At 64.0% G+C, this 19,186-nt stretch carries 13 protein-coding genes; 1 reads left to right on the top strand and 12 read right to left on the bottom strand.

Annotation, left to right across the window (positions count from 1 at the left end; all coding sequences use genetic code 11):
* Window position 1 precedes the first annotated feature (1 nt).
* The 9 genes from AEQU_RS08150 to kdpA all read right to left on the bottom strand — a co-directional run bounded on the left by AEQU_RS08150 (window position 2) and on the right by kdpA (window position 13,597).
* Window positions 2-2,452 carry a molybdopterin-containing oxidoreductase family protein gene (locus tag AEQU_RS08150; protein ID WP_158318407.1) on the bottom strand — a complete coding sequence of 817 codons (2,451 nt, stop codon included), beginning with the start codon at window positions 2,450-2,452 and terminating at the stop codon, window positions 2-4.
* Window positions 2,453-2,761: 309 nt separating this feature from the next.
* Window positions 2,762-3,733 carry an SPFH domain-containing protein gene (locus tag AEQU_RS08160; RefSeq protein WP_041714641.1) on the bottom strand — a complete coding sequence of 324 codons (972 nt, stop codon included), beginning with the start codon at window positions 3,731-3,733 and terminating at the stop codon, window positions 2,762-2,764.
* Complete coding sequence (locus AEQU_RS08165) at window positions 3,636-4,178, bottom strand: GntR family transcriptional regulator (protein ID WP_022740451.1); 543 nt, start codon at window positions 4,176-4,178, stop codon at window positions 3,636-3,638. The genes AEQU_RS08160 and AEQU_RS08165 overlap by 98 nt, the downstream gene beginning before the upstream one ends.
* Complete coding sequence (gene nrfD / locus AEQU_RS08170) at window positions 4,166-5,287, bottom strand: NrfD/PsrC family molybdoenzyme membrane anchor subunit (protein WP_022740452.1); 1,122 nt, start codon at window positions 5,285-5,287, stop codon at window positions 4,166-4,168. The genes AEQU_RS08165 and nrfD overlap by 13 nt, the downstream gene beginning before the upstream one ends.
* Window positions 5,288-5,369: 82 nt before the next feature.
* Entirely contained in the window at window positions 5,370-6,080 is a 711-nt protein-coding gene (locus tag AEQU_RS08175; RefSeq protein ID WP_041714643.1) for a response regulator, read from the bottom strand.
* On the bottom strand, window positions 6,070-8,901 hold the full coding sequence (locus AEQU_RS08180; RefSeq protein ID WP_022740454.1) for a sensor histidine kinase: 2,832 nt from the start codon (window positions 8,899-8,901) through the stop codon (window positions 6,070-6,072). The genes AEQU_RS08175 and AEQU_RS08180 overlap by 11 nt, the downstream gene beginning before the upstream one ends.
* Window positions 8,902-9,022: 121 nt before the next feature.
* Window positions 9,023-9,634 carry a potassium-transporting ATPase subunit KdpC gene (gene kdpC, locus AEQU_RS08185; RefSeq protein ID WP_084280577.1) on the bottom strand — a complete coding sequence of 204 codons (612 nt, stop codon included), beginning with the start codon at window positions 9,632-9,634 and terminating at the stop codon, window positions 9,023-9,025.
* 80 nt (window positions 9,635-9,714) lie between these two features.
* Entirely contained in the window at window positions 9,715-11,793 is a 2,079-nt protein-coding gene (gene kdpB, locus AEQU_RS08190; protein ID WP_022740456.1) for a potassium-transporting ATPase subunit KdpB, read from the bottom strand.
* A 16-nt stretch (window positions 11,794-11,809) separates the two neighbouring features.
* A complete protein-coding gene (gene kdpA, locus AEQU_RS08195; RefSeq protein ID WP_022740457.1) occupies window positions 11,810-13,597 on the bottom strand; it encodes a potassium-transporting ATPase subunit KdpA in 1,788 nt (595 codons plus the stop codon).
* 494 nt (window positions 13,598-14,091) lie between these two features.
* Between kdpA and AEQU_RS08200 the strand changes: the two genes are divergently transcribed.
* Window positions 14,092-14,457: a NifB/NifX family molybdenum-iron cluster-binding protein gene (locus AEQU_RS08200; protein ID WP_022740458.1), complete on the top strand. Its 366-nt coding sequence runs from the start codon at window positions 14,092-14,094 to the stop codon at window positions 14,455-14,457.
* Between the two features lie 163 nt (window positions 14,458-14,620).
* Here AEQU_RS08200 and tsaD read toward each other — a convergent pair whose 3' ends face one another.
* The 3 genes from tsaD to AEQU_RS08215 all read right to left on the bottom strand — a co-directional run bounded on the left by tsaD (window position 14,621) and on the right by AEQU_RS08215 (window position 19,179).
* Window positions 14,621-17,275, bottom strand: a complete 2,655-nt coding sequence (gene tsaD / locus AEQU_RS08205) for a tRNA (adenosine(37)-N6)-threonylcarbamoyltransferase complex transferase subunit TsaD (protein ID WP_022740459.1) — start codon at window positions 17,273-17,275, stop codon at window positions 14,621-14,623.
* A 317-nt stretch (window positions 17,276-17,592) separates the two neighbouring features.
* The gene (gene tsaE / locus AEQU_RS08210; RefSeq protein ID WP_022740460.1) at window positions 17,593-18,105 is read right to left on the bottom strand and encodes a tRNA (adenosine(37)-N6)-threonylcarbamoyltransferase complex ATPase subunit type 1 TsaE; all 513 of its coding nucleotides are present in this window, start codon (window positions 18,103-18,105) and stop codon (window positions 17,593-17,595) included.
* Window positions 18,106-18,351: 246 nt separating this feature from the next.
* Entirely contained in the window at window positions 18,352-19,179 is an 828-nt protein-coding gene (locus AEQU_RS08215; RefSeq protein ID WP_022740461.1) for a formate/nitrite transporter family protein, read from the bottom strand.
* Window positions 19,180-19,186 lie beyond the last annotated feature (7 nt).

Genomic DNA, 19,186 nt, shown 5'->3' on the forward strand with positions numbered 1-19,186 from the left:
CCTACCTCTTCTTTACGTCGACGCGAGTATCGTAAAAATTGAAGGCCACCGACCATTCATCATTGTGCGGGTAGGTGAGCTCCTGGTAACCGCCTTCAATGAACTGGTCACGCTGCCAACCCTTAGGCATGCGGGTCATGCCCTTTGGCAGACTCGGGTCGATGATGGCCTTCACCACCATATGGCCGCGATCGTTGAACACCTCGACGACGTCTCGGTCAGCGATTCCGCGGTCCGCTGCATCTTCAGGACTCATTTTGAAGAGCGGCTCGGGATCGAGCTCTCTCAAGATAGGAGAGTTAAACCACTGGGAATGGGTGCGCCAACGCGTGTGCTCCTGGATGAATACGAGCGGGTAGGTCTTGGCAGCTTCGCTGCGCTCGTTCACCTCGGCTGAGGGCTGATAGTACACCAGATGCTCCTTGGGGAAGCGCTCTGTGACGTCTTGCCCATACATGACGCGAGGGGCCGGCTTCTCGGTGTAGAGCTGGGCCAAGCCGGATTCCGTGGGAAACTTCTCCCGCCCGACAATACCAGGCTTGCCAGGTGCCGTGCACAACTCGATATAGCCGTCTTTGCGTAAGCGATCGAGGCTGACACCGAACGCCTCCACTGCAGGGCCCGACAACAGCATGTTTGCGTAGTCGTCGAAAGTGTACTCCTCGGGAAACGCTTCGGCATAGCCCAGGGCGCGACCGATCAAACCCGCAATCTCAACATCGTCTTTGGCCTCAAAGGGCGGATCTATCACCTTATCCTGATGCACGATATAGGGCAGGTTGTGCGCCTTGCGGAAGTCCTCGTTTTCGTAGAAAGAAGCGATGGGCAGAATCATATCGGAGTATCGAGCGGTGTCGGTCATCTCCATGTCCATAGCAAGGAGGAAATCGAGATTGGGCAGAAGTTCTTCGAGGTAGTTAGTCTGCGAGGGCCAGTTGCTTGCCGAGTTGGAGAGAATGGCCACCATGGCCTTAATCGGATACGGCTCGCCGTTGTATTCTTGATCGCGCGCCACCTCATGCAGCAACGTCATCGGGAACGCCGTGGTCATTCCCTTGAACCCGGGAGCGGCCCACAGTCCGGGGATATTCAGGGCGAGGGCGGTATTCAGGTAGATGCCCGTGAAGCCGGCGCCATCGCGGCCCACGTTGCCCGTCAGCGCCATAAGGATGGCAATAGCCCAGCAGGACTGGTAGCCATTGTTGTAATGGTCCATGCCGAAGGAGATGTTCACCGAAATAGCATCGCCCTCCGCGAACATGCGGGCTAAATGCTCGATGGTTTCCTCCGTCATGCCCGTTTCCGCAACGGCGTCGGCTACGACGTACTGGGACAGCTGCTCCTTCAACAGAGTATACGACGTGGTTACCGTAATTCCTTCATACTCGTAAGACCCCTCGAGTGCCGGACCGGCACCGGTGCCGTACAGCACGGCAGTGTTCCTCTCGGGATCCCATACGTAGAACTCATCCTCGGCGTCTTCGGGCACCTCTTCGAAATCGCTCTTACGCAGCAGCATGCCAGTGTCCTGGCGCACCAGGAAGGGCGCCGTGGTGCGTCTTTTGATGAATTCGACGTCCTGCAGATCGTTCTCAATGATGTAGTTCGACATGGCCAGGGCAAGATAGCCGTCGGTCGTGGGCTTGATGGGATAGTACTCATCAGATTTCATGGCGGTGGCAGACTTCACCGGATCGATGGTGATAATGCGCGTGCCCTGCTCCTTGGCGCGCTGCATCCATCGCCAGTTCTGCGGTGTGCTGTGCACGGGATTCGAACCCCAAACCACAATATGCGAGGAATCGAGCACGCTCTTTGCCTCGTTAGCGAAATACATCAGGCCGGTGCCGAGCACGCGATCGATGCCGTAGCCAGTGGAAAGGTCGTTCATGCCCGCAGGCTTCGAGACTCCCATGACACTACCCAGGCGATTGAAGATGCCCGTCTGGCCCTGAATCTCGCCATAGTTGCCCGTCCCAAAGTCGAAAACCACGGCCTGGGGACCATACTCCTCAGCGATGCTGGAGAACTTTTGAGCAATTTCAGCGATGGCCTCGTCCCATGTGATGCGCTCCCACTCGCCAGCGCCACGCTCGGTACCATCGACCCGGCGCAAAGGATACTTGATGCGGTTTTCTCCGTAGATGCGATGCATGTACGACATGCCGCGCAGGCAGCTGCCGCGATAAAGATCCTCGCCATAATCGGCAGGCTCCAAACGAACAATCTTACCGTCACGCACATGGGCAGCGTAGCGACAGGATTGCATACAATTCGAACGGCAGACGCCATAGCCAGCAATTTCATCCTCTGTCGGCTCTCCGGCATTCGCGGCATCGAAGGCGCAGCCAACCAGATTGGATCCGACAACAGCAGCGCCAGCAGCTGCACTCGTGGCTTTAAGGAAGCCTCGGCGAGTCAGACCGCCTTGCGCGCTATTCCGATTCGACATCTCTCCTCCTCTTGCGAGTAAGGGAGCACGCAATTCAAACGGATAGCTACTCCGCAGAGTTGACGCATGCATCCCTCTCTTTCCCATCCCCCATGGGCGAATCCGGTTGCATCGCTGCACGATTGATGGGATTCCAACATTGTCTTTAGAATCGGCCGGATTCTGATGAAATTAGTCTGCCATACTCTGTCATAGGTTGTCAAGAGAAAATGTAGGACAATCTATGACAAAAAGAGTTGGAGTTGCACTTTTGGCTCTAGAAAGCCGCGACCCGCCGAAGAACGGCGGGTCATCCAATCAAAGCGAGAACTAGGCGCTTTTCACGGCTTTCGTTACTGCGTCAGCCGCATCGGGGTCGGTGAAGCCCTCGCTGAAGGCACTGGGGATGACGAGCGTGCCGCCGGATTGCTTCACGGCCTCGTAGGCCAGATGCATGGTGCGCAACCTCATGGCCTCGGGGTCGCCCTCGTAGTTGGCGCTCGCGTCCTTCAGCATGTCGGAGATGTCCGCCTCCGCCTCGGCAAGCGTCATGCGGGCGTCGCGCTCGCGGGCCGCAATGGCACCGGCGGCCATCGCCGGTTGCAGCTCGCGGGGCACCACGATGTCGCGCACCTCCACGTCGATGACGTCGATCCCCCAACCGTCCAGCTTCGCCTCCAGCTCATCCTTCAGCTCGGCATCCAGCTGGTCGCGCCGACAGGCCACCTCGGCCAGGCTCGCGCGGCCGATGGCCTTGCGCAACATGGCCTGGGCCATCCACGCCACAGCGCTTGCGTAGTCTTCCACCTCTACGGTCGCCTTCTTCGGGGAGAACACCATCCAGAACACCACAGCATCCACGTTCACGGGCACCAAATCGGACGTGAGCGTCTCCTCGGCACCGAAGTAGGTGGCCGCCACGCGCTGATCGATGCGCACCGTGTAGAACTCGATGACCGGCCAGGTGAACACGAGGCCAGGCCCCGCCACGCGGTTGAAGCGGCCGAAGCGCATGACCACGGCGCGCTCCCATTCCATGACGATGTGCACCGACGAGGCGGCCAGGGCGCCGACCGCCACGGCGATCACGAGGGCCGCAAGGCCGATGCCGCCGGCAAGCAGCTGGGCGCAGGCGAGCACGAGCGCGCAGACGGCGGCGAACACGATGATCGTGAACGCCACGGCGCCGTTGCGGGAAGTGCGTCTACGCCCCGTTTCCAGCCGCGCGCCCGTCTGCGGCATCCTCCCCTGCGGGCTCGGGGAACTTGACGAGGCGTCCGCGCCGTGTTTCTTGCGGGTCATGAGCTGCTCCTTCACTTGTGCCGTCCTTCTCGCGCTTGGCCTTGGCGGCCACGAGCGCCGCCGTGAACTGCGCGTCAATATCCTCCAGCGACATGCCGAGCTCCTGGCAGCGCTGCAGGTACTCGGCGGTGACGATCTCCGCCGTCACCTCGGCCGAGACGCCGGGCTTGTCGGACACATCGGCCACGAACGCCCCAAGCCGCCGTTTCGACACGATGTAGCCGTCCTCCTCCAGACTCTGGTACACCTTGCTCACGGTGTTGTAGTTCACCTCCACCTCGGCGGCCAGGCCCCGCACCGTGGGCAGCTGATCGCCCGGCAGGTAGAACCCCGAGGTGATGAGGTAGATGAAGCGGTTCTTCAGCTGAAGCCAGACGGGAATGGAGCTGGCGGCATCCAGCTCGAACAAATCCCCGGCAGGTATCGTCTTGCCTAGTTTGACCACAAGGTCACATCCTCTCTTTCGGGCGCGGCACCATCTTGCCCGCCGTCTTTTTCGGAAGGCGTGGAAAGCAAGCCTGCCGCCGCCTCGTTTTCGGAAGGGACGGAAGCGGACGCTTCCGCTTCCTGCAACTCCAGCGGGCGCTGGGCGCCGGCCTCCACCACCGCCGCCCGCAGGCCCACAGCGCCCACGAGTACAAGAGCGGCCGCCAGAGCCATAACCGTAGCGGGATACGCCCGAGGCTCCGAAACCGGAACCCCGAGGGGATACGCCCTCGCGTCCCGGCCCACGCCCGAGCGGGAGCGCCACCGCTCGCGAACGAGGCAGCCGACCTCCACGGCGAACGGCGCCGCAAGGCCGCAGGCCGCGAAACCCGCCCACCAGGGCAGCGCCGCCGAGCCGCGCAATAGGCTCTCAGCCGAGAACCCCACGCCCGGATGATCGCTGCCCAGCACGAAGGCGAGAAGTCCCGCAGCCGCCGCTGCTTCTGCGACAATGACGACCGCATCGGCGCGGGCAGCGGCCTGCGCCACTTTCCGAACGCCCTCGTCACCCTCCGCAAACAGCGCCCCCGCCATGAGCAGGGCGCAGCCGCAGGACGCCGCCGACAGCACGAAGAGCACGGGCACCCACGGCGTCGACCACAGCCGCACGCCGGCGAGCGTCTGCAGCAGCAATCCGGCATAAACCGCCACGACCACAGCCAGCCCGCAGGCGACGACCTCCGCGACCACCACCGCACGACGATCCGCCCAGGGCAGGTACATAAACCGCACCAGGGCGAGCGCCGCCGCCAGCACCGTCAGCAGCGCCACGGCCCAGGCGCCCAGGTTCATGAGCGTTACGGGCGGCGCCAAAAACAGCGACAACACGCGGTCGATGCGCCCGAGGTCGGCGGCGAGGCAGCCGGCGCCCAGGGCCAGCGCCCCGCACGAGAGGGCCAGCACACCGGCAACCAGGCGCTCAGCCGGGCACTTCTCAGCGAAGTCAGGCACCACATCCACGCCGAAGGGCTCGCGCACGAGGAGCAGGTCGGCCACAGACGCCACGGCCACACCGCCCCCGCCGACGCCGGCCAAGAACAGATAGGCTGTCACCAGCTCCCCGAACAACGCGCCCCCTTCGATTCCGTTTCCCGAAGTATGACACAAACGCTCGCCAATGTATATGACAACATGGGGCAGAAGCGAAAACCTATTCCACGCGCAGCATGCGGTAGCCGATGCCAACGTGGGTTTGGAGATAGACCGGGCTGGCAGGATCGGGCTCGATCTTTTTGCGCAAGGTGGCCATAAACACGCGCAGACTGGGCAGATCGCTCGTCAACGCCTGCCCCCATACCTCTTTCAGGATATAGTTGTGGGTGAGCACCTTGCCGGTATTGCGGGCCAAAAGCACCAGAAGCTTGTACTCGATGGGAGTCAGATGAATCTCGTCGTCGCCCCTCACGACAACCTTGGCATCGAAGTCGATGGCGAGATCGCCATTGCGATACGTCTCCCCCGCCTCTTCCTCGGTCTCGTCGAAGGCGACGCGACGCAGCGCCACGCGCACTCGGGCAAGCAGCTCCGCAACCGAGAAGGGCTTTGTCAGGTAATCATCGGCCCCCGCATCAAGAGCCGTCACCTTATCGGCATCCTCCTGGCGCGCCGACAGAACGATGATCGGCACGCGCGACCACCCGCGCACCGCTCCGATGACCTCCGTCCCGTCGCGATCGGGCAGTCCCAAATCCAAAATGACGAGGTTGACATCCCTCGCGCACGTAAGGTCAGCGAGAGCCGCCGTAGCCGTGGATGCCTCACGCGAACGATAGCCGTGCACGTCAAGGGCACACGTAACCAGATTGCGCACCGCCGGGTCATCCTCCACAACGAGGATAACGCCCTCATCTCTATCGCTCAACGTCCGCACTCCCTTCCTCGACGACGCCAACCGGAGCCTCTTCGCGCAGCTCTGCCGCGGGAAGAGCGAACGAGAACACGCAACCGTGCGGATAGGCATCGCGCAACACGATATCACTGCCGTGCGCCCTTAAGATAGAGCGGCAAAGCGAAAGACCCAGCCCCATTCCTCGACGCGCATCGCCCCCTTCGCCGTCCTCGCAGCCTGTGCCCACCCGTCCCCCGTGGTAGAACAGATCGAACACGCGCGCTTGCTCGGCGGGAGGGATGCCCGGACCGTCATCGGCCACCGCGACAACCACCCTGTCGCCGGAAGCGCTGCGCTCGCGATGCGCGGTGAGGCGAATGGACGACCCCGCGGGCGTGTAGGCGATGGCGTTGTTCAAAAGGTTCACCACCACCTGCACAATCAAACGTCCGTCCATCTGAGCCAGGAGAAACTCATCCTCGATCTCCACCGTCAGCCGATGCTCGCTCACAGAGCGACTGACATGGCGCAGCGCATCGGCCAGCACGTCGGAAACCAGTTCGGGGGCGCGCGACACTTCGACGTCGCCATCGTCGAGCCGCGTCACCGACAGCAAATTTTCCACCAGATTGATCAGCCAATTCGCGTCCTCATGGATATCCGACGTCAAACGCTTCCTCTGCGCCTCGTCCAGGACGTCCCCCGAGGCGAGCAACATATCGGCGTCGCCCGAGATGCTCGTGAGCGGCGTTCGCAAATCATGGGAAATGGCACGCAGCAGATTCGAGCGCAGCGCCTCCTTCTCGGCCTTGACGGCGAGGTTCTTCCGCTCGCTCGCCAGCGCCAGAGCCTCCGCCGCCTGACCGCATTCGTCAAGCAGCGCTACGAGCAGATTGCGCTCGAAGGAGCCGAAGTCGTCGTCGCCTTGCTCCATCACCAATCCCGCCACGCCGAACACGCGATCCTTCGAACGAATGGGAAGGTACAGGCAGCGCGCCTCGCGCAAGGTGTCCGTCGTTGCGCCGGCAGCCTCGCCATTGGCGGCGACCCACGACGCAACGGCCATCTCGCCCGGAGCCGCGAGATCCAGCTTCTCGGCGTCTCCCCCGCCGCTGCCGGGGACATCGAAGACCCGCGGCGGAAGAAGGCCGCCATGCGCCGCCCCATCGACCTGGTACATCACCACCGGCCGATCGAGAATCTTCACCACTTGGGCCGCCGCCGTCTCCAAACAAGCGCCGAGGCTCACGACCGCCTGGAACTCCCGACTGCTCTCCAAGAGCACCTCGGTACGGTAGGCCCGTCGCGCCGCCGTCGTCGCCTGACGCTTCAGCCGGATGGCCAGAGACGAGGCCCCCAATGTTCCTATCAGCAGAACCGTGAAGATGATGGGAGCCGATAGGCTATAGGCATGGAAGGTGTAGCGCGGCGCCGTGAAGAAGAAGCTGTAGGCCACGACACTGCCCAGCGCCACAAGCACGGCATACAGAAAACCATCCGCACGCGTGGCGAGCAGCAGCGCGACCAGCAGATAGGTCATGAGGATGATCGAGGGCGTAGGGCTTGCCAGCCACGCCACTTCCCCCAGCGCCGTCGCAACGGCTATCGCGAGAAGCGCTCGAAAAACATCGGAGGCCGTGAGGCGAAAGCTCGCGTAGGTGCGCAAACGCTCGAGCACCGAGGGGGCATCCACCGCGGGGACGGCCGTCACCATGGCCTCGGGAGCGGCCCGCATCAACCGCGACGCCACGTCCCCGCATCCGAGCAGGCCGATGCGACCGGGCATCGAGGGCACCACGATACGGCGAATACCCGCCGCTGCGGCGTAAAGGGCCACGGGCTGCACCGGATCGTCCCCCGTCAACGTGACGATGTGCGCACCCATCTCCTCCGCAAGGGCGATCGAGCGGGCAAGGGCCGCATCGCCTTTCGATCGCCCCTCCGCGCCCTCGCCGCCCGATTCGACCACAAGCGCCGTGCACGAGCCGCCAAACGCCTCGGCCATACCCGCTGCCGCGCGAATAACCCGCGGCGCCGCCGCATCGGCGGTCACCAGCACCAAAACGTCTTCGCCGCCGGCCGCATGAGGCACCGTAGCCGCAGAGGCGCGCGTGAGGCGGTCGGCAGCGCGACGCAGGGCAATTTCGCGCAGCGCCGCCAAATTCGATCGCGAGAAAAAGTGCGAAAGCGCCGACCCGATCCGCTCGGGCGCGTAGATTTTGCCCGAACGCAGGCGCTTGATGAGGTCGGCAGGCTCCAAATCGACGACTTCGACCGAATCGGCCGCGTCGAAAACGCGGTCGGGGATCCGCTCGGAGGGCGCCACAGCCGTCACGGAGGCAATCTTGTCGTTAAGCCCCTCGAGATGCTGCACATTCACCGTCGTGTACACATCGATACCCGCACGGAGCAGCTCTTCGACATCTTGATAGCGCTTGCGATGGCGGCACCCCGGCGCATTGGTATGCGCCAGCTCGTCTACCAGCACAACTTGGGGACGGCGCTTCAGGGCGACGTCGAGGTCGAACTCGCGCAAAGCGACGTTTCGGTGCTTCACCGATTTCACGGGCAGCACTTCCAGGCCATCGAGCAAGGCAAGGGTGTCGGCACGCGTGTGCGGCTCAACGTAGCCCACCACCACATCGACGCCCTCATCCTGGACACGATGCGCCTCGGTGAGCATGGCGAAGGTCTTTCCCACGCCGGCGGCGTACCCGAAGAACACCTTGAGCCGGCCGCGCCCCTCGAAGCGCTCCGCCTCACCCGCTTCCTCTTCCTCCCGGATTCGCTGCAGGATGGCATCGGGGTCGCCGCGGCCGCCGCCGATCTCCCACCTCTCTCGAACTTCCGCCACGTCACTTGCCCTTTCGCGTCGTCCCGACAGCACCCCTGCATCCTAGCACGCCCCATCCCTCAGCCGCATCTCATTCGCTATCCGTTTCCCTCAGGTTTTCTCCAAGCGCGCCAAGCTCCACTTACTCCAGCACGCCGTCGAGCATGAGGTTCACCTTCAGCACGTTCACCCGCGCCTCGCCGATAATGCCCAACAGGGGGTACTCGGTGCACTGAGCAATAATGGCGCGCACCTCTCTCTCGGGCCGTCCCGTTGCCGCAGCGATACGTTCCACCTGGTAATCGGCAGCGGCCGGCGAGATATGCGGATCGAAGCCCGACCCCGACACCGTCACCAAATCACTTGGAACGGGCTGCGCGGCACGGTCGGGATGGGCCGCCCGCACCTGCTGGATGCGTTCGTCCACCCGCGCGGCAAACTCGTCGCTCGCGGGACTGAGGTTCTCGGGGCTGTACCACAAAAGCGGCTGCCCCTCCGCACCGGAAAAGGAGTTGGCGTCGACCACCGTGGGCCGACCCCACAAATGGGTGTCGCTCCTAAAGGGCTGTCCCACCAACTCGCTGCCGTACTTCACCCCGTCAACCTCGATAATAGAGCCTGTCGCCTGGTACGGGAACGCTATAGCCGACAGCCCCGTCACAGCCCAGGGGTAAACGATCCCGCACAGCACACTTGCCGCGATAAACAACGCCAGGGCACTCGCGAAGCACCGCGTCACCATCTTTCCACTCATAATGCGTTCTTCCTGTTCTCGAAAATTGCCTTCACAGCGGTTCAAACGAAGGCCGCCGCCATGTTGCGGCCCGGATGCCTTTACGCAACGCCGACAAGTACCATGAGCGCATCGAGCGCCTTGATGGCCGCAAAGGGAACGATCACGCCGCCCAGGCCGTACACTGCCAAATTGCGCGCGAGCAGACGGTGCGGCGACGCCTCGCGGTACTTCACCCCGCGCAGCGCAAGCGGAATGAGCGCGACGATGATAAGAGCGTTGTATATGATGGCCGCAAGCATCGCCGAGGCGGGTGTGGCCAGATGCATGATGTTGAGCACCTCCAAACCCGGATAAAGGGGCACGAGCAGCGCCGGGATGACCGCGAAGTACTTTGCCAGGTCGTTGGCGATCGAAAACGTGGTGAGGCTGCCGCGGGTCATGAGCAGCTGCTTGCCGATACGCACGATTTCGATGAGCTTGGTGGGCGAGGAGTCCAGATCCACCATGTTGCCGGCCTCCTTGGCCGCCTGAGTGCCGGAGTTCATAGCCACGGCCACATCGGCTTGGGCCAGCGCCGGAGCGTCGTTGGTGCCGTCGCCTGTCATGGCGACCAGATGCCCCTCGGCCTGGTAGCGGCGGATGGCCGCAAGCTTCGCTTCGGGCGTGGCCTCGGCAATAAAGTCGTCAAGCCCCGCCTCAGCGGCGATGGCAGCGGCCGTGAGGGGGTTATCGCCCGTGACCATCACCGTTTTAATGCCCATGGCGCGCAAGTCGGCGAAGTTGTCGCGAATGCCCGACTTGATGATGTCCTTCAAGTGAATGACGCCGAGCACGCGCGCATCGCGCGCCACCACCAAAGGCGTTCCGCCCGATCGAGACACCTCCTCGGCCACGGCGGCCACCTCCGCGCCAAAGACGCCCCCGCGCGCTTCCACGTAAGCCCGCACGGCGTCGGCCGCACCCTTGCGAATCTCGTGACCCTCGAAATCCACACCGCTCATGCGCGTTTGGGCCGTGAAGGGAACCACCGCAAAGCCGGACTGCGCCAACTCGCGCTCGCGGATGCCGAAGCGCTCCTTGGCGAGCACCACCACGCTGCGTCCCTCGGGCGTCTCGTCGGCCAGGCTTGCCAGCTGAGCCGCATCGGCAAGTTCGCGCTCGCTAACGCCGCCAACGGGCAGAAAGGCCGCAGCCTGACGGTTGCCGAGCGTGATAGTGCCCGTTTTGTCGAGCAGGAGCACATCTACATCACCCGCCGCCTCGACGGCACGTCCGCTGGTGGCCAGCACATTGGCCGCATTCAGTCGGCTCATGCCGGCAATGCCGATAGCGGACAGCAGCGCGCCGATGGTGGTAGGCGCCAGGCACACGAACAACGCCACCAACGAGGTGATTCCCAGAGGATTTCCCGCGCCGTGCTGCGCGGCGGTAAATGCTCCGAACAGGTACAAGGACAGCGACACCGCAAGAAACACCAACGTCAGCGCGATGAGCAGCAGCTCGAGAGCCTGCTCGTTGGGGGTCTTTTTGCGCGCGGCCGACTCGACCATGGCGATCATCTTATCGAGAAAGCTCTGACCCGCCTCAGCGGTCACCCGCGCTACCAGCCAATCGGAGAGCACCGTCGTGCCTCCGGTAATCGACGACCGATCGCCGCCGCTCTCGCGCACGACCGGCGCCGATTCGCCGGTAATCGCGCTTTCGTCCACGCTTGCCGCCCCCATGATGACCTCGCCGTCGGCGGGCACCTGCTCGCCCGCGCGAACAAAGTACACCTGCCCCCGCTTCAACGTAGCCGATCCCACCGCGCGGCCTCGATCGGCAAGAAACGCCGACGGGTCTTCCATCGTGGCGGCATCAGCGAGAGCGGCGTTGTCTATGAGGCACGCCTCGACATCGCGTTTGGCGGAGCGCAGCGCATCGGCCTGCGCCTTGCCGCGACCCTCGGCAAGCGACTCGGCAAAGTTTCCGAACAGCACCGTCGCCCACAGCACCACGCAAATTGCCGCAATGTAGCCCCACGGAGCGTCAGATATGCCCGCGAGCGCCAACGCAAGCAGCACGGTGGTCAAACAGGCCGACAGATACACCATGAGCATAACCGGATTTTGAGCCTGGCTGCGAAAGGACAGCTTGGCAAAAGCGTCGCGAATCGCTCGTTTCGTTTCCTTTTTCATAGCTCACGCACCTTACCTAGAACGCACCCATGAACTGCTCGGCCAGAGGTCCCAGCGCAAAAGCCGGAAGAAGGGAGAGCGCGCCGATGAGCACGATGATGACCAACAGCAGCACGGCGAACAAAGCGCTTGAGGTGGAAAGCCCGACCGCTCCCGTCGCCTGAACCTTGCGCTGCGCCAAATTCCCGGCGAGCACCAGCGCCGCAGCGAGCGGAGCCAGGCGGGCAAAGAGCATTTCCACCCCCAGCACCACATTGATCAGCGGCGTGTTCGAGCTCAGACCGGAAAGGCCGCTGCCATTGTTTCCGCCGGCCGAAGTGGCCGCATACAGCAACTCGGTAAAACCGAAGGGAGCCGGAGTTCCCACCGCCGCCGCGCTGGCGGGGCTCATCACAAGCACCGATGCGGCAAGCAGGATGGCAAGCGCCGGCGCCACCACGATAACGACCGCCATGCGCATCTCGGCCGGACCCAGCTTCTTTCCCAGGTATTCAGGAGAGCGCCCTATCATCAAGCTCGCAACGAACACCGCCAACACCGTGAAGCCAAGCAGGCCCACCAACCCCGTGCCGACACCGCCGCCGACCACCTCGCCAAGTCCGATGAGCGCCAGCGGCACCAGCGTTCCGATAGGAGTCATGGCCTCGATTGATGCGTTGGACGAACCGTTGGAAGTAGCGCTCGTGAGCGCCGTCCACGCCGCCGATTCTCCGACGCCGATACGACATTCCTTTCCCTCCATATTGCCAGCCGACTGATCCAAGGCGCCCAGACACACTGCCCCATCGGCTGAAAGCTGGGGCGTGGCCGCCGTCTCGGCGGCGATAACGGAGAACAGACCCGCCGCGAGAAGCGCGAGGACAACCGTCATGAGCGCGCGACTCTGCCGACGGTCGCCCACCATGCGCCCGAAAGCAAATACCAGAGCGAAGGGGATGAGCGGCATCGCCGCGCATTGGAGGAGATTCGTAAGCGGCGTGGGGTTCTCCAAAGCCGAGGCGGAATTCGCGCCGTTGAAGCCGCCGCCGTTTGTTCCCAGCTGCTTGATAGCCACCTGGGACGATTGCGGACCGAGCGGCACGACCGCCTCGGTCACCTCCTGCACCGCCGTCGGATCATCGGCATCGACGAGAGTCCCCTCGGCATCGACGCTCACCGGCTCCAAAAGCTGCACCGTCTCGTAGCCCTGAAACGTCTGGGGGGATCCCTGCCACACTCCCACCAAAGCGAGCACCAGCGACAGGGGCAGCAGCACGTAGAGCACCGCGCGCACGACATCGACGAAGAAGTTCCCGAGCTTGCCGCCGTCCGAAGATGCCAGGCCCCTCAGCAACGCGAATGCCACCGCGATGCCGACGGCCGGCGAAAGGAAGTTCTGCACCGCCAGACCAACCGCCTGTGAGAAGTAGCTCAGATTCGTCTCACCGGCGATAGGCTGCCAATTGGTGTTCGTCACAAAGCTCGCCGTCATATTGAAGGCCGTATCGAGCGCAAGCCCCGGAAAGCCCTCGGGGTTCCAAGGCAGTGCGCCTTGGCAGATCAGCAGGATGAAGAGGCCGATAAAGCTTACCGCCGTAAAGGCGAGCGCACTGGCGAGAAAACGCCTCCAATCCATGCCATCGTCCTCGCGCGCGCCCACAAGACGGCACGCAGAGCGCTCGAGCGGGCCCAGCGCACGCCGAATGAGAAGGGGCCGACCTTCCATCACGTCAACCAAGTACCCCGAAAGCGGGAGGGCGCAGGCCACGACGAGCGCCACCAGCACGCCTGCCTGCAGAAACTCCGACCCCGCGATCGCGCTCATCGCTGCTCACCGCCCCGCAGCAGCAAAACTGCCAAATACGCCATTGCGGCGAGCGCCAACACGCCCACGATAGGTGTCACCACGAACATGATCTTGCCCTTGTCTCTCAAGATCCCGCAGGACCGCTTGCCAACATCCGGGAGGCAACGCGCTTCGCGCGCAAGAGCACCACCCGATGAATGTCAGCATAATCAGCAAGGGCTAAAGACGCCGTTAAGGTTCATGCGCCCGCATTAAGACGGTATTAAGATTGCAGTCCGGCAGCTCGTCTCTGCGTCTGCGTCGCATCCACCCCGCTATTCAGCTTTCAACGGATCCAGCGCGAGCGAGCTAGAAGCAACGGCGCCTCGAACGCTGGTGCACCGGACGCCGCTTCGGAGGTCATCGCCGATTTTCAACGCATGTTTGACGCAGCTCAAGCTATAATTCGCCCTGAAAGACACGTATGACTTGCCCGAGCAAAGGACAAGTCGCAACAGCAAAGGAGCATTCGCATGAAGATCGCCATCCCCAGCGAAACCGACGCCGGCCTCGAGAGCATCCGCAGCGGGCACTTCGGCCATGCCGCGTACATGACCGTCGTCGAATTCGATGACGATATGAACATCGTCGGCGTCGAGTCGGTGAAGAACGCCGATCACGATGCCGTGGGTTGCGGCGGCGTGATCGACTTCGTCTCCGGCATCGGCGTCGACGGCATTCTCACCGTGGGCATGGGCATGCCGCCGTTCACTCGCTTCACCAACGCCGGCATCAAGGTCTACTCCGACACCACCGAGCCCAACGTCGGTAACGTGGCCCGCCTGTTCGCGGAGGGCAAGGTCGCGCTCATGGATCCCGCCAACGCCTGCCGCCACTAGAAGCGGTCTCGGCCTGCAAAGGTCACGGGGCATTTGCCTCATCGCTCGCCCAGCCCGAAGAGTCGCTGAAAAGCCGACTGCTCTTCGGGCTTTTGTTTTGGGTTCGGCGCTCCGGGTCGCCGAGGGCAATCGGCAAACGCCCGAACCCTGACGCCCGGAACCGCTAGTACGGCACCTCCAAGTCGCCATGGGCCAAAGCGTCGGTGCTAAGCGGCGAGAATGCGCCGGCCCGATAGCGATCGAGCGCCACCTCGGCGATCATGCCGGCGTTGTCGCCGCAGGAGGCGAGCGGCGGCATCACGAGGCGCACGCCCTCCTCGGCGCACATCTGCTCGTAGGCGGCACGCAAGGTCGGATTGGCCGCCACACCGCCGCCGAGGCAGAAGGTGGGTGCCCCCGTCTCGCGCAGGGCCGTGCGAGCCTTGGCCACCTGCACGTCCACAACAGCCGCCGTGAAGCTCGCGCAGATGTCGGGCACATTGAGCTCGCGCCCGGCGGCGCGCTCGTTGTTGATGTAGGTGACCACGGCGGTCTTCAGGCCCGAGAGCGAGAAGCGCAAATCGCCCGAATGCAGCATGGCCCGGGGGAACGGAATGGCATCCGGGTCGCCCTCGGCGGCGAACTTCGAGACGACCGGGCCGCCGGGATACCCGAGACCCAGCGCCTTGGCCACCTTGTCGAAGGCCTCGCCCACCGCATCGTCGATCGTCGCGCCGAGCACGCGATAGTCGCCCCAGTCGGCCATATGCACGAGCAGAGTGTTGCCCCCGGACACGAGCGAGACCACCGCCGGCGGCGCGAAGTCCTCCAGCCCGATCTTGTTGGCGTACAGGTGCCCTTCCAAATGGTTCACCACGATGAAGGGGATGTCGGCGCCCCAGGCCGCGCCCTTGGCGAAGGCTACGCCCACCACGAGCGCGCCCACGAGTCCCGGTGCATAGGTGACAGCCACCGCGTCCAGATCGCGCCAGCGGAGATGAGAGCGCCCCAGGCTCGCCGCGGCAACGTCCAGCGCCTCGTCGCAGACGCCACAGATGGCCTCGATGTGCTTGCGGCTGGCGATCTCGGGAACGACGCCGCCGAAGCGGGCGTGGAAATCCACCTGGGTCGCCACCACATCCGAGCGCAACACTTCCCCGCCGTCGATGACGGCGGCAGCCGTCTCGTCGCAGGAAGACTCGATGGCCAGAATAAGAGGGCGACGCACCGTAACTCCGTCGCTCTCGCAGCCGAGGGCGGCGCAAGCGCCGCCCCTACGGGATTCGTCCGCAACGTCATCGTCGGACGCGTCCTCCCCGTAGGGGGCGACCTCGGTCGCCCCTGGGCCCGAAACATGGCCAGGCCGCGCGTCGGCCACCGCGCCGTTCGGAACCGCCGCTAGGGTGATGGTGGGCAGAGGCCCCTGCATAATGAGGGCATCCTCGCCGTCGGAGTAGTAGCGCGGGCGACGCCCCAACGCCTCGTAGCCGAGGGCCGCATACAGCGCCTGGGCCCCGGCGTTTCCGGCGCGCACCTCCAACGAGCTCGTGCGCGCGCCCAGGTTGCGGGCGTCATCGGCCACGCGGGCGAGCAGAACCCGGGCGATGCCGTGACGGCGCCACGCGGGATCGACGCCCACCTTCAGAATCTGCAGGTCGCCGTCGACCACCCAGCCGCCGGCGTAGCCCACCAGCGGGGCCTCGGCGGAAAGCGGCATCTTCGGGTCGGCAGCGTAGGCGGCCCACCACACGCGGTCGGCGCGCCCCAGCTCGTCGGCCACGAGCGCCTCGTTCCACGCATCAGTTCCCATCACCGCCGCTTCCAAGGCCGCCACCTCGGCCACATGGCGCGCATCCAGCGGCTTGTAGGCGATGCCCTCGCCGTTGGCCCGGGCGTTGGCGATGGCCGTATCGTTCATGGTCACGTGCCTCGAGCCGCGCTTGCCCGCCAGACTCCCATCGACGCGCGCCAACCGCTGCCGCTCGTTCTCCTCGGCATCGGACAGGCGCGTGTACACGGGCAGCGCGAAAGCCGGGTCATGCCACGCGGCATCGAAGGGGTCGCACTCCCCCGCTTGCCAAGCGGCCTGCAGCGCCAGCAAAAGCCCCGCGCCCGTCGGCGTCCACAGCGCCTCGGGCAGAAGCGCGCCCGCACTTTCGAAAAACTCCGCGTACTTGCGCAGGCCGTCGCCGGTAATCAGGCGATCGGGGTGCACGTCGGCCTCAGTTGGGAGGGCAGACCAAGGTCTGCCCCTACGGGAGGGGTCGCCAGCATTGCCGCCATGGCGAGAGTCGCCCGCATCACCGTCATCAGCCATCGAGCGATCGGAGCTGCCCGTCGCGCCGAGCTCTTCGGCGAAGGCCTCGGCCTTGATCACGCGGTCGGCGGTCAGCCGCGCAGCACCGCTGTCGTCCAAGCGGTATTCCACGGGATACACCTCGCGGCGCATGGCGTCGGCCACAACGAGCAGCTCCCCGCGCTCGGCCGCCTTCCACGCGCCCCAGGCCACTGCGTCCAGCGAGGAGACGCCCACAAGCCCCACCTCGAGCGCGCTTGCGATGCCCTTCGCCGTCGCCAGGGCGATGCGCACGCCGGTGAACGACCCCGGGCCGCGCCCCACGCATACGCAAGCGATCTTCTCACGCGCCACACCGGCCCGGGCGCATAGCTCGTCGATGCGCGGCACAAGCTGGGTGTTCGACGCCCGCCGCGCCTCCACTTCCACGCTCGCCACGAGTTCAATCGACCGCGCAGCAGCATCCAACCGCCCCAAGCCGATGGCGATGACCTCGTTGGCCGTATCGAAAGCAAGTACATATGATGGCGTGGCGTCATCCACGAGGCATTCTCCTTCAGCGCGCAGGCTTTCCGCCGCGCAAACTTCTTGTCGTGCGGATAGCCGTCAGATTTTCGTCCCGTATTCTACCGCAGCGACCAATACGACTACGACTGTGTCAGGCAAGATGGCTCATTTGTGCAGGATTTTGCGATAGGGAGAATCTCCTGGACACAAAGTGTGCGAAAAATTACGTTTGGGAGAGTTTAGACAGGAAGAAACCAGCCTCGGGACTCTCCCTATCGCAAAATCCTGCACCTATCCCGAGCGAGGCCCGACACGAAGAGCCCCGCAGGATAGCGAGCCGCCCAGAAGCCTCGCTACAGTCGGCACTTCCCCAAGCGTGACTTGGAATCGTTGGCCCAGACGCACAGAAGCTGGCGCGAGCGGGAGCCGTAGGAATGGGCGACGATGCGCCGCGTCCCGTTGCCGTCGGCCGTGATGGTGATCTCCAGGTAGTCGTAGGGCATATCCTCGGGGAACTTCTCGGCCCATTCCACGAAGGCCGCCCCGTCGCCATCGCCGTCGATGGCGCTGTAGTAGTCGATGTCCTCCAACTGCCAGCGCTCGTCCAGCCGGTAGAGGTCGTAGTGGTACAGCGGGAGGCGCCCGTCGTGGTACTCCAGAAGGATGTTGAAGGTGGGACTCGTCACCGCCGCCCGAACGCCGAGGGCCGCAGCGACCCCCTGGACGAACTGGGTCTTTCCCGCGCCAAGGTCACCGTCGAGCACGATCACATCACCCGCATGCAGATACGGCGCCAGCGTCGCCGCCAACTGCTTGGTTGCCTCGGGGGTGGAAGTGGTGCGCTGGTATGTCAGTCCGTTTGCCATGCCCCTATCATAGGCCGTCGGCCGTGCTTCGCAAGAGCACCCGCAGGGAAGCCGCAAAACCTGACCGAATTACCCACATTCCTGAAGAATTCTTCAACACCAGCAACGTAGGGTCTTCCCGCGGCAAGGCGACCCGCGCGCAGGTTGCGCAGCGAACGGAACAGGACTCAATGTCCTGTTCCGCCGTGCGAGCCATTGCTTGAGCACGGGCCGTTCCGCAATCCGGGCGATCGGACGAAGCTCTGACTACTTGCGAGAATCTCGTTTCGTCCCGTGGCAGGCGTACATGACCAACCCCACGGCCACGCCGCCGACGATGTTGCCCAAGGTCACAGGGATGAGATTCGCGAAGATGAAGTCGCCGAAATTGAGCAGGGCCACGTTGATGCCCGCCGCATCAATCATGCCCGTATAGGCCGGATTCATATAGGCGAAGATGCCCGCGGGCACGTAGTACATGTCGGCGACGCAGTGCTCGAAACCGGCCAGCACGAATCCCATGATGGGGAAGAAAATGGCGAGCAGCTTGCCGGCGGTGTCCTGGGCCGTGTTCGCCAGGTACACCGCGACGCACACCATGAGGTTGCAGAAGATGCCCAGCACAAACGCGTTTATCCACGGAAGGCCGTTCTTCGCGGCCGCCACCTTCGCCGTGTACACCGCCAAGTCGCCCCCGCCGATGTTCAGCTGGCCGAAGAACGCCATGAGCGCTGCCAAAACCACCGCCCCCGCCAGGTTGCCGAGAAAGACGATGCCCCAGTTGCGCAGCAGAAGCTTCCACGAAATTTTGCCGGACACGGCCGCCGTCACCATGAGCGCGTTGCCGGTGAAGAGCTCCGTGCCCAAAAGAATGACCATCATAAGGCCGATGGGAAAGATGAGGCCCGACACGAGGCGCACCATGCCGGCATTTTCCAGAGCATGGGCGGCCGTCGAGGACGTGACCGCGCCCAGGCCGATAAAGACACCGGCGGCCACGGCTAGAAGAAATAGCCGCCAGGCGGGTGATTCCGCCTTGGCGATGGAGGCCTTGGCGTAGTTGTCGGTGATCTCGGTGGGAGTGAAAAGAGCCATGGAAGTT

The organism is Adlercreutzia equolifaciens DSM 19450 (assembly GCF_000478885.1).
GTDB lineage: Bacteria > Actinomycetota > Coriobacteriia > Coriobacteriales > Eggerthellaceae > Adlercreutzia > Adlercreutzia equolifaciens.

What these genes read in the sequence shown, in the direction of transcription:
- AEQU_RS08200 (WP_022740458.1), top strand. Translation starts at nt 14,092, where the DNA reads ATGAAGATCGCCATCCCCAGCGAAACCGACGCCGGCCTCGAGAGCATC.
- AEQU_RS08160 (WP_041714641.1), bottom strand. Translation starts at nt 3,733, where the DNA reads ATGACCCGCAAGAAACACGGCGCGGACGCCTCGTCAAGTTCCCCGAGC.
- AEQU_RS08150 (WP_158318407.1), bottom strand. Translation starts at nt 2,452, where the DNA reads ATGTCGAATCGGAATAGCGCGCAAGGCGGTCTGACTCGCCGAGGCTTC.
- AEQU_RS08215 (WP_022740461.1), bottom strand. Translation starts at nt 19,179, where the DNA reads ATGGCTCTTTTCACTCCCACCGAGATCACCGACAACTACGCCAAGGCC.
- kdpB (WP_022740456.1), bottom strand. Translation starts at nt 11,793, where the DNA reads ATGAAAAAGGAAACGAAACGAGCGATTCGCGACGCTTTTGCCAAGCTG.
- kdpA (WP_022740457.1), bottom strand. Translation starts at nt 13,597, where the DNA reads ATGAGCGCGATCGCGGGGTCGGAGTTTCTGCAGGCAGGCGTGCTGGTG.
- kdpC (WP_084280577.1), bottom strand. Translation starts at nt 9,634, where the DNA reads ATGAGTGGAAAGATGGTGACGCGGTGCTTCGCGAGTGCCCTGGCGTTG.
- tsaE (WP_022740460.1), bottom strand. Translation starts at nt 18,105, where the DNA reads ATGGCAAACGGACTGACATACCAGCGCACCACTTCCACCCCCGAGGCA.